The sequence below is a fragment of the Azospirillum mesophilum genome (assembly GCF_053470405.2).
Window position 1 is genome coordinate 1 of sequence record NZ_JBPXMQ020000075.1, and the last position, 15,985, is coordinate 15,985.

13 protein-coding genes and 1 tRNA gene are annotated in these 15,985 nt (G+C 65.2%); all 14 read left to right on the top strand.

What is annotated here, in order from left to right:
- Positions 1 to 191 (top strand): EF-Tu C-terminal domain-related protein (locus ACSVC7_RS31705; protein ID WP_483508876.1); only part of this gene is annotated, 191 nt, incomplete at its 5' end.
- 183 nt (positions 192 to 374) lie between these two features.
- A tRNA-Trp gene (locus ACSVC7_RS31710) sits at positions 375 to 450 on the top strand.
- A 68-nt stretch (positions 451 to 518) separates the two neighbouring features.
- Complete coding sequence (secE, locus tag ACSVC7_RS31715; RefSeq protein ID WP_448208532.1) at positions 519 to 716, top strand: preprotein translocase subunit SecE; 198 nt, start codon at positions 519 to 521, stop codon at positions 714 to 716.
- 5 nt (positions 717 to 721) lie between these two features.
- Complete coding sequence (gene nusG, locus ACSVC7_RS31720; RefSeq protein WP_448208531.1) at positions 722 to 1,252, top strand: transcription termination/antitermination protein NusG; 531 nt, start codon at positions 722 to 724, stop codon at positions 1,250 to 1,252.
- Between the two features lie 135 nt (positions 1,253 to 1,387).
- Positions 1,388 to 1,822, top strand: a complete 435-nt coding sequence (rplK, locus tag ACSVC7_RS31725; RefSeq protein ID WP_448208530.1) for a 50S ribosomal protein L11 — start codon at positions 1,388 to 1,390, stop codon at positions 1,820 to 1,822.
- Positions 1,823 to 1,826: 4 nt separating this feature from the next.
- Positions 1,827 to 2,528, top strand: coding sequence for a 50S ribosomal protein L1 (gene rplA / locus ACSVC7_RS31730; protein WP_448208529.1), 702 nt, complete (start codon positions 1,827 to 1,829; stop codon positions 2,526 to 2,528).
- Between the two features lie 270 nt (positions 2,529 to 2,798).
- Positions 2,799 to 3,317 carry a 50S ribosomal protein L10 gene (gene rplJ / locus ACSVC7_RS31735; RefSeq protein ID WP_448208528.1) on the top strand — a complete coding sequence of 173 codons (519 nt, stop codon included), beginning with the start codon at positions 2,799 to 2,801 and terminating at the stop codon, positions 3,315 to 3,317.
- Between the two features lie 57 nt (positions 3,318 to 3,374).
- Entirely contained in the window at positions 3,375 to 3,752 is a 378-nt protein-coding gene (gene rplL, locus ACSVC7_RS31740) for a 50S ribosomal protein L7/L12 (protein WP_448208527.1), read from the top strand.
- A gap of 235 nt (positions 3,753 to 3,987) precedes the next feature.
- Positions 3,988 to 8,181 carry a DNA-directed RNA polymerase subunit beta gene (gene rpoB, locus ACSVC7_RS31745; RefSeq protein WP_448208526.1) on the top strand — a complete coding sequence of 1,398 codons (4,194 nt, stop codon included), beginning with the start codon at positions 3,988 to 3,990 and terminating at the stop codon, positions 8,179 to 8,181.
- A gap of 100 nt (positions 8,182 to 8,281) precedes the next feature.
- The gene (gene rpoC / locus ACSVC7_RS31750) at positions 8,282 to 12,451 is read left to right on the top strand and encodes a DNA-directed RNA polymerase subunit beta' (protein WP_448208525.1); all 4,170 of its coding nucleotides are present in this window, start codon (positions 8,282 to 8,284) and stop codon (positions 12,449 to 12,451) included.
- 416 nt (positions 12,452 to 12,867) lie between these two features.
- Entirely contained in the window at positions 12,868 to 13,239 is a 372-nt protein-coding gene (gene rpsL, locus ACSVC7_RS31755; protein ID WP_012973201.1) for a 30S ribosomal protein S12, read from the top strand.
- A 12-nt stretch (positions 13,240 to 13,251) separates the two neighbouring features.
- Positions 13,252 to 13,722: a 30S ribosomal protein S7 gene (gene rpsG / locus ACSVC7_RS31760; protein ID WP_448208524.1), complete on the top strand. Its 471-nt coding sequence runs from the start codon at positions 13,252 to 13,254 to the stop codon at positions 13,720 to 13,722.
- Between the two features lie 26 nt (positions 13,723 to 13,748).
- Entirely contained in the window at positions 13,749 to 15,827 is a 2,079-nt protein-coding gene (fusA, locus tag ACSVC7_RS31765) for an elongation factor G (protein WP_448208523.1), read from the top strand.
- Between the two features lie 37 nt (positions 15,828 to 15,864).
- Positions 15,865 to 15,985 (top strand): GTP-binding protein (locus ACSVC7_RS31770; protein ID WP_483509101.1); only part of this gene is annotated, 121 nt, incomplete at its 3' end.

The following is a 15,985-nucleotide window of genomic DNA, read 5'->3' on the forward strand; positions in this document are numbered from 1 at the left end:
ACTTCCGCACCACGGACGTGACGGGCATGGTGAAGCTGCCGGAAGGCACCGAGATGGTCATGCCGGGCGACAACATCTCCATGGAAGTCGAGCTGATCGCTCCGATCGCCATGGACGAGGGCCTGCGCTTCGCCATCCGCGAGGGTGGTCGTACGGTCGGCGCCGGCGTCGTCGCCTCGATCATCAAGTAATGTGATCGCAGGGCTCCGCCGCCGGTCCGCAAGGGTCGGCGGCGGAGTTTTTGCCTCGACAGGCTGCCCCTGAAAATCGGACGCCCTGAAAATTCAGATGGAAGTCCGGTGAAAGGGCTAGCATGTCAAGCGACTATGCGCTATAAGCTCCGCTCCCCATCGGGGGTAGAGCTGGACGGCGCTAGGAGTGTAGCTCAATTGGTAGAGCACCGGTCTCCAAAACCGGGGGCTGGGGGTTCGAGCCCCTCCACTCCTGCCATCCGTCCCAATCAATAAAGGGCAGTTAGCAGCGCCCTGAAAGTCGCACCGGAGCTCGCACGGTCTACGATGGCTAAAGTGAATCCCGCAGAATTCGCGCGCGAGGTCCGCCGCGAGGTGGCCAAGGTGACTTGGCCGACCCGCAAGGAGACCGGCGTGACGACCGCCATGGTGTTCGTCATGGTGGTGGTGGCGGCACTCTTCTTCCTCGTCGTGGACCAGGTGCTGGCGTTCTCCGTCCGAATGATCCTTGGGCTGGGGGCCTGACGAATATGGCCGCGCGCTGGTACGTCGTTCACGTGTATTCGGGCTTCGAAAAGAAGGTTTCCCAATCGATCCGCGAGAAGGCGGCTCAGAAGGGGCTTGAAGACAAGTTCGAGGAAATCCTGGTCCCGACCGAGGAAGTGGTCGAAGTGCGCCGGGGTTCCAAGATCAACACCGAGCGGAAGTTCTTCCCCGGCTACGTCCTGATCAAGATGGATCTGACGGACGAGTCCTGGCATCTCGTGAAGAACACGCCGAAGGTGACCGGCTTCCTGGGCGGCGGCGGCAAGCCGCAGCCGATCAGCCAGCGCGAAGCCGAACGGATCATCCATCAGGTGCAGGAAGGCTTTGAGCGCCCCAAGCCCTCGATCACCTTCGAGGTGGGCGAGCAGGTGCGTGTGAGCGACGGCCCCTTCACCTCCTTCAACGGCATCGTCGAGGAAGTCGACGAGGAGAAGGCCCGCCTCAAGGTGGCGGTGTCGATCTTCGGCCGTTCCACCCCGGTCGAGCTGGAATACACCCAGGTCGAGAAGGTCTGACACATCGAGTTTTCCCGGAGCAACTGATCGCGAATCAGTTGCTCCTTTCTGCTGCGGAAGGCCCGCCATAGCCGCACCGCAGAACCCCGCGACGCCGCATAAGGCTATCGTGGCGTCGTATTTGGAGGTTGTGACATGGCAAAGAAAATCGTCGGTTACATCAAGCTGCAGGTTCCGGCCGGCAAGGCGAATCCGTCGCCGCCCATCGGTCCGGCGCTCGGTCAGCGCGGTCTGAACATCATGGAGTTCTGCAAGGCGTTCAACGCCAAGACCGCAGATCTCGAAGTCGGCATGCCGATCCCGGTGGTCATCACCGCCTACGGCGACCGCACCTTCACCTTCGTCACCAAGACCCCGCCGGTCAGCTACTTCCTCAAGAAGGCTGCGAACATCGACAAGGGTTCGCAGACCACCGGCAAGGGTGGTTTCGCCGGCAAGGTGACGATGACCCAGGTCCGTGAGATCGCCACCAAGAAGATGGCCGATCTGAACGCCCACGACGTCGAGGCCGCCGCGCGCATGATCGCCGGCTCGGCCCGCTCGATGGGCCTCGAAGTGGTGGAGGGCTGATCCCATGGCGAAGCTCGGCAAGCGACTGACCGACAGCTACAAGAAGGTCGACCGCGACGCGTTCTACAAGCTGGAGGACGCCGTCACCCTGCTGAAGGGGCTGCCCAAGGCGAAGTTCGATGAGACCATCGAAATCGCCATGAACCTGGGCATCGACCCGCGTCACGCCGACCAGATGGTCCGCGGCGTCGTGAACCTGCCGAACGGCACCGGCAAGACCGTGCGCGTGGCCGTGTTCGTCCGTCCGGGCCCGAAGGCCGACGAGGCGCTGGCCGCCGGCGCCGACATTGTCGGTGGTGACGATCTGGCCGAGAAGATCCTGGCCGGCAACATCGACTTCGACCGTTGCATCGCGTCCCCGGACATGATGGGCGTCGTCGGCAAGCTCGGCAAGGTGCTCGGCCCGCGCGGCCTGATGCCGAACCCGAAGCTCGGCACCGTGACCCCGGACGTCGCCGGCGCCGTCAAGGCCGCCAAGGCCGGCGCCGTGGAGTTCCGCGCTGAGAAGACCGGCATCGTGCACGCTGGCGTGGGCAAGGCCAGCTTCTCGGAAGAGGCGCTGGTCCAGAACATCCGCGCCTTCGTCGACGCGATCAGCCGTGCCAAGCCGACCGGCGCCAAGGGCCAGTACATCGAGAAGGTCTCCCTCTCTTCGACGATGGGCCCGGGCCTGAAGCTCGACATCGCCACCCTGGCCCAGGCCTGAGTGGTGTGAGTTTCGCCGCCGGTTCTCCTCGGAGGGCCGGCGGTGATCGGGTGCCCCTGCGGGGGTGCCCACCCTGTCCGAGACCGCTGGTGCCGACGCCTTCGCAAGAGGCCGACGCGTAATACCAGCCAGCGCAGACGGGAGTTGAACCGTTAACCACGCGGGGGCGACCCCGACAAGGAACGGCTCGAACTTCTGGGACAGGTTCGCCGGGGCTCCGACCCGACAGGGAAGGGGCCTCTGTTAAACCTCTGTGCAAGGAGGCGATCCGTGGATCGTACACAAAAAGAAGCGACGATCGCGGACCTGCATTCGAAGCTGCAGGACACGGGCCTGGTGGTGGTGACCCATCACCTCGGCCTGACGGTGGCGGAAGTCACCGACCTGCGTGGCAAGATGCGGGCCGCGGGCGCTGGCTTCAAGGTGACGAAGAACCGGCTCGCCCGCCGCGCCCTTCAGGGCACGCAGTTCGAAGGTCTGGACGGTCTCTTCAAGGGACCGACCGCGATTGCCTATTCGAAGGATCCCGTCGCGGCCGCCAAGGTGGTGGCCGACTACGCCAAGTCCAACGAAAAGCTGCAGATCGTCGGTGCCGCTCTCGGCAACCAGGTCCTCAACGCGGAGGGAGTCAAGGCGCTCGCCACGCTCCCGTCGCTGGACGAACTGCGCGCCAAGCTCGTGGGCATGATCCAGACCCCGGCGACCCGCATCGCCGGCGTTCTCCAGGCGCCGGGCGGCCAGGTCGCCCGCGTTCTGGCGGCCTACGCGAAGAAGGACGAGGCGGCCTGAGCCGCTTAAGCCTACCAATCTACCCATCCCAGAAATTCGAGTTGTTGGAGCATCAAAATGGCTGATCTGCAGAAGCTGGTCGACGATCTCTCGGCCCTGACCGTCATCGAGGCCGCCGAGCTGTCGAAGCTGCTGGAAGAGAAGTGGGGCGTTTCCGCCGCCGCTCCGGTGGCCGTTGCCGCCGCCGCCGGCCCGGCCGCCGCTGCCGCCCCGGTCGAAGAGCAGACCGAGTTCACGGTGATCCTCGCCGACGCCGGCGACAAGAAGATCAACGTGATTAAGGAAGTCCGCGCCATCACCGGCCTGGGCCTGAAGGAAGCCAAGGACCTGGTCGAAGGCGCCCCGAAGCCCGTCAAGGAAGGCGTGTCGAAGGACGAGGCCGGCAAGATCAAGAAGCAGCTTGAAGAGGCCGGCGCGAAGGTCGATATTAAGTAAGACCGTCTTGCTGCGACGGATACCACATATCCACGCCGGACGGCGGCTGGTCCCTGAAGGGGCCTGCCGCCGCACGGCGTTTTCTGCCTTCCACCGGACCGGGCTTCCCGGTCCGGCTCTTTCCGTCCCTATCTAGGGGGCGGGTCGCGCGATCGCCGCCGCACCCCGGCCAAGCGCACCAGGTCGAGCGTACTCCGGTCGAGCGTATTCACGATACAGACGTTTGGGGACATCCATGGCCAAATCCTTTACGGGTCGAAAGCGTGTTCGGAAGAGCTTCGGGCGCATCCCGGAAGTCACCCAGATGCCCAACCTCATCGAGGTTCAGCGCAGCTCCTACGACCACTTCCTGCAGATGGATGTCCCGCCGGAGAAGCGGGCCAACCTCGGCCTTCAGGAGGTGTTCCGGTCGGTGTTCCCGATCAAGGACTTCTCGGACCGCGCCGTCCTCGACTTCGTGAAGTACGAGCTTGAGCCGCCGAAGTACGACGTGGAGGAGTGCCAGCAGCGCGGCATGACCTTCGCCGCGCCGCTGAAGGTGACGCTGCGCCTCTCCGTCTTCGACGTGGAAGAGGACACGGGCCTTCGCTCGATCCGCGACATCAAGGAGCAGGACGTCTACATGGGCGACATGCCCCTGATGACGGCCAACGGCACCTTCATCATCAACGGCACCGAACGCGTCATCGTCTCCCAGATGCACCGGTCGCCGGGTGTGTTCTTCGACCACGACAAGGGCAAGACCCACTCGTCGGGCAAGTATCTCTTCGCCGCCCGCGTCATCCCCTACCGCGGCTCCTGGCTGGACTTCGAGTTCGACGCCAAGGACCTCGTGTACGTGCGCATCGACCGACGCCGCAAGCTGCCGGCCACCACGCTGCTGTTCGCCCTGGACGGCGCGGACACCCAGGCGCTGCGCGCCGAGCGCCGTGCGCAGAAGAAGGACCTGCTGCCCTATGAGGCGCAGGGCATGTCGAAGGAGGAGATCCTCAACTTCTTCTACGACACCATCACCTACACGCGCGCGTCGGGCGGCTGGAAGACCCCGTTCAACGCCGACCGCATGAAGGGCGTCAAGATCGCCTCCGACCTCGTCGACGCGGCCTCCGGCCAGGTCGTCGCCGAGGCCGGCGCGAAGATGACCCCGCGCCTGATCAAGAAGCTGGTCGAGGCCGGCCTGACCGAGCAGCTCGTCTCCACCGAGGAGCTGACCGGGCGCTATCTCGCCGTCGACATCATCAACGAGCGCACGGGCGAAGTCCTGTTCGAAGCCGGTGACGAATTGTCGGCGAGCGACCTCGACAAGCTGGAGAAGGCCGGCGTCGACGAACTGCCGGTGCTGGCGATCGACCACCTCAACGTCGGCGCCTACATCCGCAACACGATGGCCGCCGACCGCAACGCGTCCCGCGAAGACGCGCTGATCGACATCTACCGCGTGATGCGCCCGGGCGAGCCGCCGACCCTGGAGTCGGCCGAGGCCCTGTTCGCCGGCCTGTTCTTCGACAGCGAGCGCTACGACCTGTCGGCCGTGGGCCGCGTGAAGATGAACTCGCGCCTCGGCTTCAAGACCGACGACTCCATGCGCGTCCTGCGCAAGGACGACATCCTGTCGATCCTGAAGGTCCTGGTGAACCTGAAGGACGGCCGCGGCGAAATCGACGACATCGACCACCTCGGCAACCGCCGCGTCCGTTCGGTCGGCGAGCTGATGGAGAACCAGTACCGCGTTGGCCTGCTGCGCATGGAGCGCGCGATCCGCGAGCGCATGAGCTCGGTCGAGATCGACACGGTCATGCCGCACGACCTGATCAACGCCAAGCCGGCGGCGGCCGCGGTGCGCGAGTTCTTCGGCTCCTCGCAGCTGTCGCAGTTCATGGACCAGACCAACCCGCTGTCCGAGATCACGCACAAGCGTCGTCTCTCAGCCCTCGGCCCGGGCGGTCTGACCCGCGAGCGCGCCGGCTTCGAGGTGCGCGACGTGCACCCGACCCATTACGGCCGCATCTGCCCGATTGAGACCCCCGAAGGTCCGAACATTGGTCTGATCAACTCGCTCGCCACCTACGCCCGCGTCAACCAGTACGGCTTCATCGAGAGCCCGTACCGCAAGGTCGTGGACGGCCGTGTCACCGACGAGGTGGTCTACCTCTCCGCCATGGAGGAGGGCCGCTACGTCGTCGCGCAGGCCAACGCCGAGCTGGACGCGGACAACCGCTTCGCCGCCGACCTCGTGTCGTGCCGGCAGGGCGGCGAGTACCTGATGTTCCGCCCCGAAGCCATCGACCTGATCGACGTGTCGCCGAAGCAGCTGGTGTCCGTCGCCGCGGCGCTGATCCCGTTCCTTGAGAACGACGACGCGAACCGCGCGCTGATGGGCTCGAACATGCAGCGTCAGGCGGTGCCGCTGGTCAAGGCCGATGCGCCGCTGGTCGGCACGGGCATGGAGGCCACGGTCGCCCGCGACAGCGGCGTGACCATCGTCGCCAAGCGCAAGGGCATCGTCGACCAGATCGACGCCACCCGCATCGTGGTCCGCGCGACCGACGCGTCGGACAGCACGGCGCCGGGCGTCGACATCTACAACCTGCTGAAGTTCCAGCGTTCCAACCAGAACACCTGCATCACCCAGCGTCCGCTGGTGAAGGTGGGCGACCGGGTGGCGGCCGGCGACATCATCGCCGACGGCCCGTCGACGGAGCTGGGCGAGCTGGCGCTCGGCCGGAACGTGCTCGTCGCGTTCATGCCGTGGAACGGCTACAACTTCGAGGACTCGATCCTCATCAACGAGCGCATCGTCAAGGACGACGTCTTCACCTCGATCCACATCGAGGAGTTCGAGGTCATGGCCCGCGACACCAAGCTGGGCCAGGAGGAAATCACCCGCGACATTCCGAACGTGGGTGAGGAAGCTCTGAAGAACCTCGACGAGGCCGGCATCGTCTACATCGGCGCCGAGGTCCGTCCGGGCGATATCCTGGTCGGCAAGGTCACGCCGAAGGGCGAAAGCCCGATGACGCCGGAAGAGAAGCTGCTGCGCGCCATCTTCGGCGAGAAGGCGTCGGACGTCCGCGACACCTCGCTGCGCCTGCCGCCGGGCGTCGCCGGCACCGTCGTGGAAGTGCGCGTCTTCAGCCGCCGCGGCGTCGACAAGGACGAGCGCGCGCTCGCCATCGAGCGGGCGGAGATCGAGAAGCTGGCCAAGGACCGCGACGACGAGCGCGCGATCCTGGAGCGCAGCTTCTACACCCGCCTGAAGGAAGTGCTGCTCGGCCAGACCGCGCAGTCCGGCCCGAAGGGCATGAAGGCCGGCACCGTCATCACCGACGCCGAGCTGGGCAACCTGACCAAGGGCCAGTGGCGCCAGATCTCCGTGGCCGACGAGCAGGTCATGGAGACGGTGGAGAACCTCGGCAAGGTCTTCGACGACAGCATCCAGGCGCTGCAGAACCGCTTCGAGAACAAGGTCGAGAAGCTGCAGCGCGGCGACGAGCTGCCGCCGGGCGTGATGAAGATGGTCAAGGTCTTCGTCGCGGTGAAGCGCAAGCTGCAGCCGGGCGACAAGATGGCCGGCCGTCACGGCAACAAGGGTGTCGTGTCGCGCATCCTCCCGCAGGAGGACATGCCGTACCTGGAAGACGGCCAGCCCGTCGATCTGGTTCTGAACCCGCTGGGCGTGCCGTCGCGCATGAACATCGGTCAGATCCTGGAGACGCATCTTGGCTGGGCCTCGGCGGGCCTCGGCAAGCAGATCGGGCGCGCCATCGACCAGTATCGTCTGGCCATGAAGGGCAAGGGCGACGCCGCCCGGACCGTCGACGGCCTGCGCGAGACGCTGAAGGCCTCCTACGGCGAGAAGATCTACAACGAGCAGATCGCCGACATGACGGAGGCCGAGCTGCTGGAGCTGGGCGGCAACCTGCGCAAGGGCGTGCCCTTCGCAACGCCGGTCTTCGACGGCGCCCGCGAGGAGGACATCTGCCAGCAGCTGGAGAAGGCGGGTCTCGACCGGTCCGGTCAGGTCACGCTGATCGACGGCCGCACGGGCGAGGCGTTCGACCGCAAGGTGACCGTCGGCTACATCTACATGCTGAAGCTGCACCACCTCGTGGACGACAAGATCCACGCGCGTTCGATCGGTCCGTACTCGCTGGTCACCCAGCAGCCGCTCGGCGGCAAGGCCCAGTTCGGCGGCCAGCGCTTCGGTGAGATGGAGGTGTGGGCGCTCGAAGCCTACGGCGCGGCCTACACGCTGCAGGAAATGCTCACGGTCAAGTCGGACGACGTGTCCGGCCGCACCAAGGTCTACGAAGCCATCGTCCGCGGCGACGACAACTTCGAGGCGGGCATCCCTGAGTCCTTCAACGTTCTGGTCAAGGAGCTGCGCTCCCTGGGCCTCAACGTCGAGCTGAACCAGCGGACGTACTGAGCCACACAGACTTGAACTCGCCGGAACGCGGGCCATGTTGGCCCCTTCCGGCGAGAACTGCCCTTAACCGACAACGCGGCGCTGCCAGCGGGAGACGGTCATGAACGAGTTGATGAACATTTTCGGCCAGGTCCAGGGTCCCCAGAGCTTCGATCAGATCCGCATCCAGATCGCGAGCCCCGAGCGGATCCGGTCCTGGTCGTTCGGCGAGATCAAGAAGCCGGAAACCATCAACTATCGCACTTTCAAGCCTGAGCGCGACGGCCTGTTCTGCGCCCGCATCTTCGGCCCGATCAAGGATTACGAGTGCTTGTGCGGCAAGTACAAGCGCATGAAGTACCGCGGCATCATCTGCGAGAAGTGCGGCGTCGAAGTCACGCTGTCGAAGGTCCGGCGCGAGCGCATGGGCCACATCGAGCTGGCCTCGCCGGTCGCGCACATCTGGTTCCTGAAGTCGCTGCCGAGCCGCATCGGCCTGCTGCTCGACATGACGCTCAAGGATCTGGAGCGCATCCTCTATTTTGAAAACTACGTCGTCATCGAGCCGGGCCTGACCCCGCTGAAGCTGCACCAGCTCCTCAGCGAGGAAGAGTTCGTCTCCGCCCAGGACGAGTATGGCGAGGACGCCTTCACCGCCTCCATCGGTGCCGAGGCGCTGCGCATCATGCTGTCGGCGCTCGACATGGAGGACGAGAAGAAGACCTGCCGTGAGGAGCTGCGCGACACCTCGTCCGAAGCCAAGCGCAAGAAGCTCGTGAAGCGGCTGAAGCTGATCGACGCCTTCCTGTCCTCGCAGTCGCGCCCGGAATGGATGATCCTGGAAGTCATTCCGGTGATCCCGCCGGAACTGCGTCCGCTCGTCCCGCTGGACGGCGGCCGTTTCGCGACCTCTGACCTGAACGACCTGTACCGCCGCGTCATCAACCGCAACAACCGTCTGAAGCGGCTGATCGAACTGAAGGCGCCGGACATCATCGTGCGCAACGAGAAGCGCATGCTGCAGGAGGCCGTCGACGCCCTGTTCGACAACGGCCGCCGCGGCCGCGTCATCACCGGCGCCAACAAGCGTCCGCTGAAGTCGCTGTCCGACATGCTGAAGGGCAAGCAGGGCCGCTTCCGTCAGAACCTGCTCGGCAAGCGCGTCGACTACTCGGGCCGTTCGGTCATCGTGGTCGGCCCGGAGCTGAAGCTGCACCAGTGCGGCCTGCCGAAGAAGATGGCGCTGGAGCTGTTCAAGCCCTTCATCTACGCCAAGCTGGAGCTGTACGGCCTCGCCTCGACCATCAAGGCCGCCAAGCGCATGGTGGAAAAGGAGCGTCCCGAGGTCTGGGACATCCTGGAAGAGGTCATCCGCGAGCATCCGGTGATGCTGAACCGCGCGCCGACGCTCCACCGCCTGGGCATCCAGGCCTTCGAGCCGACGCTGATCGAAGGCAAGGCCATCCAGCTTCACCCGCTGGTCTGCACCGCCTTCAACGCGGACTTCGACGGCGACCAGATGGCCGTGCACGTCCCGCTGAGCCTTGAGGCCCAGCTGGAAGCGCGCGTTCTGATGATGTCGACCAACAACATCCTGTCGCCCGCCAACGGCAAGCCGATCATCGTGCCGTCCCAGGACATCGTTCTGGGTCTCTACTACATCACGATGGAGCGGCCCGGCGAGAAGGGCGAGGGCATGACCTTCGCCAACGTCGGCGAGATCGAGCAGGCGCTGGACGCCAAGGTCGTGACGCTGCACGCCAAGGTGAAGGCCCGCTACAACGGCGTCGACAGCGAGGGCAACCCGGTCACCACCATCGTGGAGACGACCCCGGGCCGCATGCTGCTGTCCGAGATCCTGCCGCGCAATCCGGCCGTGCCCTTCTCGCTGATCAACCGCCTGCTGACCAAGAAGGACGTCGGCAACGTCATCGACGCCGTCTACCGCCATTGCGGCCAGAAGGAAACGGTGATCTTTGCCGACCGCCTGATGAAGCTGGGCTTCGGCCACGCCTGCCGCGCCGGCATCTCCTTCGGCAAGGATGACATGGTCATCCCCGAGGCGAAGAAGAAGCTGGTCAACGACAGCAAGGAGCGCGTCAAGGAGTTCGAGCAGCAGTACCTCGACGGCCTGATCACCCAGGGCGAGAAGTACAACAAGGTCGTCGACGTGTGGTCGGAGTGCACGGAAAAGGTCGCCACCGAGATGATGAAGGTCATCTCCGACACGGCGCCCGGCAAGCCGGTGAACTCGGTCTACATGATGGCCCACTCCGGTGCGCGTGGCTCCGCCGCCCAGATCCGCCAGTTGGCGGGCATGCGCGGCCTGATGGCCAAGCCGTCGGGTGAGATCATCGAGACGCCGATCATCTCGAACTTCAAGGAAGGCCTGACCGTGCTGGAGTACTTCAACTCCACCCACGGCGCCCGCAAGGGTCTGGCCGACACCGCCTTGAAGACGGCGAACTCCGGTTACCTGACCCGCCGTCTCGTCGACGTGGCGCAGGACGCCATCATCGTCGAGAACGACTGCGGCACCGACAAGGGCATCACCGTCAAGGCGGTCATCGACGGCGGCGAGGTCATCTCCCCGCTGGGCGATCGCATCCTCGGCCGCACGGTCGTGGGCGACCTGATCGACCCGCTGAACGGCGAGCTGATCGTGCCGAACGCCGGCCTGATCGACGAGGCCACGGTGGACCGCATCGAGCGTTCCGGCATCGACAGCGTCATGATCCGCTCGGTCCTGACCTGCGAGACCAAGGACGGCGTGTGCGCCAAGTGCTACGGCCGCGATCTGGCCCGCGGCACGCTGGTGAACGTCGGCGAGGCGGTCGGCGTCATCGCCGCCCAGTCGATCGGCGAGCCGGGCACGCAGCTGACGATGCGCACGTTCCACATCGGTGGCGCGGCGCAGCGCGGTGCGGAGCAGAGCCAGGTGGAGGCGGCGTTCGATGCCACGGTGCGGATCAACAACCGCAACGTCGTCATCAACTCGTCCAACATCCCGGTGGTCATGGGCCGCAACACCGAAGTGATCCTGCTGGACGAGCAGGGCCGCGAGCGGGCGCGCCACCGCGTTCCGTACGGCGCGAAGCTGCTGGCCGACGAGGGCACCAAGGTCGAGCGCGGCCACAAGCTGGCCGAGTGGGACCCCTACACCCTGCCGATCATCACGGAGCGCGACGGTACCGCCCACTACGTCGACCTCGTGGAAGGCATCTCCATGCGCGAGGTGATGGACGAGGCGACGGGCATCTCCTCGAAGGTGGTCGTCGACTGGCGCCAGCAGCCGCGTGGTGCGGATCTGAAGCCGCGCATCACGCTGCGTGACGAGCGCGGCGAGATCATCACGCTCGCCAACGGTCTGGAAGCCCGCTACTTCATGTCGGTGGACGCGATCCTCTCGGTGGAGAACGGCGCCCATGTGAAGGCCGGTGACGTGCTGGCCCGTATCCCCCGCGAGTCGTCCAAGACCCGCGACATCACGGGCGGTCTGCCGCGCGTGGCCGAGCTGTTCGAGGCGCGTCGTCCGAAGGACTTCGCGATCATCTCGGACCTCGACGGCCGCGTGGAGTTCGGCAAGGACTACAAGACCAAGCGCCGCATCGTCGTCCGCAACGACGAGACGGGGGATGAGCGCGAGTATCTGATCCCGAAGGGCAAGCATATCTCCGTGCAGGAGGGTGACTATGTCCAGCGCGGCGACCTGCTGATGGACGGCAACCCCGTCCCGCACGACATCCTGTCGGTGATGGGTGTGGAGGCCCTGGCCAACTACCTCATCAACGAAATCCAGGACGTCTATCGACTGCAGGGCGTGAAGATCAACGACAAGCACATCGAGGTGATCGTCCGCCAGATGCTGCAGAAGGTCGAGATCACAGACGCCGGCGAGACCACCTTCCTGGTGGGCGAGCAGGTCGACCGGCAGGAGTTCGACGAGGAGAACGAGAAGACCGTCGGCGAGGGCCTGAAGCCTGCCAGCGGCCACCCGGTCCTGCAGGGCATCACCAAGGCCTCGCTGCAGACCCGGTCCTTCATCTCCGCGGCGTCGTTCCAGGAAACCACCCGCGTCCTCACGGAAGCGGCGGTGTCGGGCAAGACCGACAACCTGGAGGGACTGAAGGAGAACGTCATCGTCGGCCGCCTGATCCCGGCCGGCACGGGCTCCGTCGTCAACCGCCTGAAGCAGATCGCCGCCGAGCGGGATCGCGAAGCGGCCATCGCCGAGGGTGGCGAGGCCGAGGCTCCGGCCCTGCCGCAGCCGGGCGAGAGCACGGCGGCCTGACGGTTGCAGGCTCAAGGGTAGGGGAGGGGGCGCGTTCCGGATGGAGCGCGCCCTTTCTCTTTGGGCAATCCTGGTTCGAGACTCGCAAAACGAGCGTTTACGGTACCCCAAACCGTCATTTGCGCGCTTGACGGGGCAGGGGGCGCCCCATATAGTCCGCGAACTTCAATAGGACCGCCGTGGGTGCGCATGCGTCCATTTCCGGGGTCCGCTTGAACCCAAGCGACATAGCCGCGCAGTTCTGTCTGACGGCGTTCGATCATTGGGCCCGCTCGAAGCCTGTTGGGTTTCGCTGGCGGGCTTTTGCATCGTCCGGCTCCGCCGGACGGTAATCAAGGTCGTCCGGCTCCGCCGGGCGACAGACCAGAATCGACCGGCTTTGCCGGCCGAGTGACCTGAAGGGATGAAGGGCAGATATGCCGACGATCAACCAGTTGATCCGTAAGCCGCGCGAGCCCTTGGCCGCGCGCAACAAGGTTCCCGCGATGGAGGCGTGCCCGCAGAAGCGTGGCGTCTGCACCCGCGTGTATACGACGACCCCGAAGAAGCCGAACTCGGCGCTCCGTAAGGTCGCCCGCGTTCGCCTGACCAACGGCTTCGAGGTGACCTCCTACATCCCCGGTGAGGGCCATAACCTCCAGGAGCACTCGGTGGTCATGATCCGCGGCGGCCGTGTGAAGGATCTTCCCGGTGTCCGTTACCACATCATCCGCGGCACGCTCGATACCCAGGGCGTGAAGGATCGTAAGCAGCGTCGTTCGAAGTACGGCGCGAAGCGTCCGAAGTAAGGAGTATTCACGATGTCCCGTCGTCGTCGCGCCGAGAAGCGTGAGGTCCTGCCGGACGCCAAGTATGGCGACCGCGTCCTGACCAAGTTCATGAACTGCCTGATGCTGGACGGCAAGAAGTCCGCCGCCGAGCGCATCGTCTATGGCGCCCTGGGCCGCATCGAGGTCAAGACCAAGAACGACGCCGTTCAGGTCTTCCACGACGCCCTCGCGAACGTGAAGCCGCACCTCGAAGTGCGCTCGCGCCGCGTCGGTGGCGCCACTTACCAGGTTCCGGTCGAGGTCCGTTCGGACCGCGCCCAGGCCCTGGCCATCCGCTGGCTGATCGGCGCCGCCCGCGCCCGCTCGGAAAACACCATGACCGAGCGTCTGTCGGGTGAGCTGCTGGATGCTGCCAACCAGCGCGGCACCGCCGTGAAGAAGCGCGAGGACACCCATCGTATGGCGGAAGCCAACAAGGCGTTCTCGCACTACCGCTGGTAAGGCACCCACCGACCCAGGTGCTTGTCATGCCCCGTTCCCACCCACTGGACCGTTACCGCAACATCGGCATCATGGCCCACATCGATGCCGGGAAGACCACGACCACCGAACGGATCCTGTACTACACTGGAAAGTCGTACAAGATCGGCGAGGTGCACGAGGGCACCGCGGTCATGGACTGGATGGAGCAGGAGCAGGAACGGGGCATCACGATCACGTCGGCGGCCACGACCTGCTTCTGGCGCGATCACCGCATCAACATCATCGACACGCCGGGCCATGTCGACTTCACCATCGAAGTCGAACGCAGCCTGCGCGTGCTCGATGGCGCCGTTGCGGTGTTCGACTCCGTGGCGGGGGTGGAGCCCCAGTCCGAAACCGTGTGGCGGCAGGCCGACAAGTACGGCGTGCCCCGCATGTGTTTCGTCAACAAGATGGACCGTGTCGGCGCGAGCTTCTTCCGCTGCGTCGACATGATGAAGGAGCGGCTGGGCGCCCACCCGCTTGTGCTCCAACTGCCGATCGGATCCGAGTCCACTTTCGTGGGTGTCGTCGATCTGGTCACCATGCGCGCCATCGTCTGGAAAGAAGAGACGCTGGGCGCCGAATTCTATCACACCGACATCCCCGAAGAGCTGATCGAGCAGGCGCGTGAATACCGCCAGGCGCTCATCGACAGCGCCGTCGAACTCGACGATGCGGCGATGGAAGCGTATCTCAGCACCGGGGAGGACCCTTCGGTCGATACGCTGAAGGCTTGCATCCGCAAGGGCACCATCGGGCTGAAGTTCGTGCCGGTGCTGTGCGGTTCCGCCTTCAAGAACAAGGGCGTGCAGCCGATGCTGGACGCCGTCGTCGACTACCTGCCCGCGCCCGTGGACATTGGCGCGGTCAAAGGCCACAAGGTCGACAGCAGCGAACCGGACGAGCGCGAACCCAGCGACTCCGCGCCCTTCTCCGCGCTCGCCTTCAAGATCATGAACGATCCCTTCGTCGGGTCGCTGACCTTCGTGCGCGTCTATTCCGGGACTGTAGCCGCCGGCAGCGCCGTGCTGAACCCTGGCAAGGACCAGAAGGAACGCATCGGCCGCATGCTGCTGATGCACGCCAACAGCCGCGAAGAGATCGACGAGGCCCACGCGGGCGACATCGTCGCCTTCACCGCGCTGAAGAGCACCACCACCGGCGATACGCTGTGCGATTCCGCCAAGCCCATCGTGCTGGAGCGGATGGAATTCCCGGAGCCGGTCATCGAGGTGGCCGTCGAGCCGAAATCCCAGGCCGACCAGGAGAAGATGAGCATCGCGCTGTCGCGGCTTGCGCAGGAGGACCCGTCCTTCCGCGTGACCACGGACCACGAGAGCGGCCAGACGATCATCAAGGGCATGGGCGAACTGCACCTTGAGATCATCGTCGACCGCATGAAGCGCGAGTTCAAGGTTGACGCGAATGTCGGCGCCCCACAGGTCGCCTACCGCGAGACCATCACCAAAACCGCCGAGGTCGACCACACCCACAAGAAGCAGACGGGCGGCACCGGGCAGTTCGCCCGCGTCAAGCTTGCGTTTGAGCCGCAACCGACCGGCTCAGGCTTCGCCTTCGAGAACAAGATCACCGGCGGCGCAGTGCCCAAGGAATACCTGCCCGGCGTTCAGAAGGGCCTGGAAGCGTCGCTGAACAGCGGCGTGATCGCCGGATTCCCGGTGATAGACCTGAAGGTTGCGTTGGTGGACGGCGCCTATCACGACGTCGACTCGTCGGTGCTCGCTTTCGAGATCGCAACCCGCGCCGCCTTCCGCGAAGGCGTCCAGAAGGGCGCTCCGGCGCTGCTGGAGCCGATCATGAGGGTTGAGGTCGTCACGCCCGAGGAATACATGGGCGACGTCATCGGTGACCTGAACAGCCGCCGCGGACAGGTCACGGCCATGGACCGGCGTGGCAACGCCAACGCGATCTCGGCCATGGTGCCATTGGCCAACATGTTCGGTTATGTGAACACCCTGCGCTCCATGAGCCAGGGGCGCGCGCAGTACACGATGCAGTTCGACCACTACGAGCCGGTGCCGCAGGCCATCGCGGAGTCCATCCGCGCCAGGATGGCCTGAAACCGCTGGAACGACAAAGAGACGGAGAGAGCACACCATGGCGAAGGCAAAGTTCGAGCGGAACAAGCCGCACTGCAACATTGGCACGATCGGCCACGTCGACCACGGCAAGACGTCGCTGACCGCGGCGATCACGAAGGTGCTGGCCGAGACCGGCG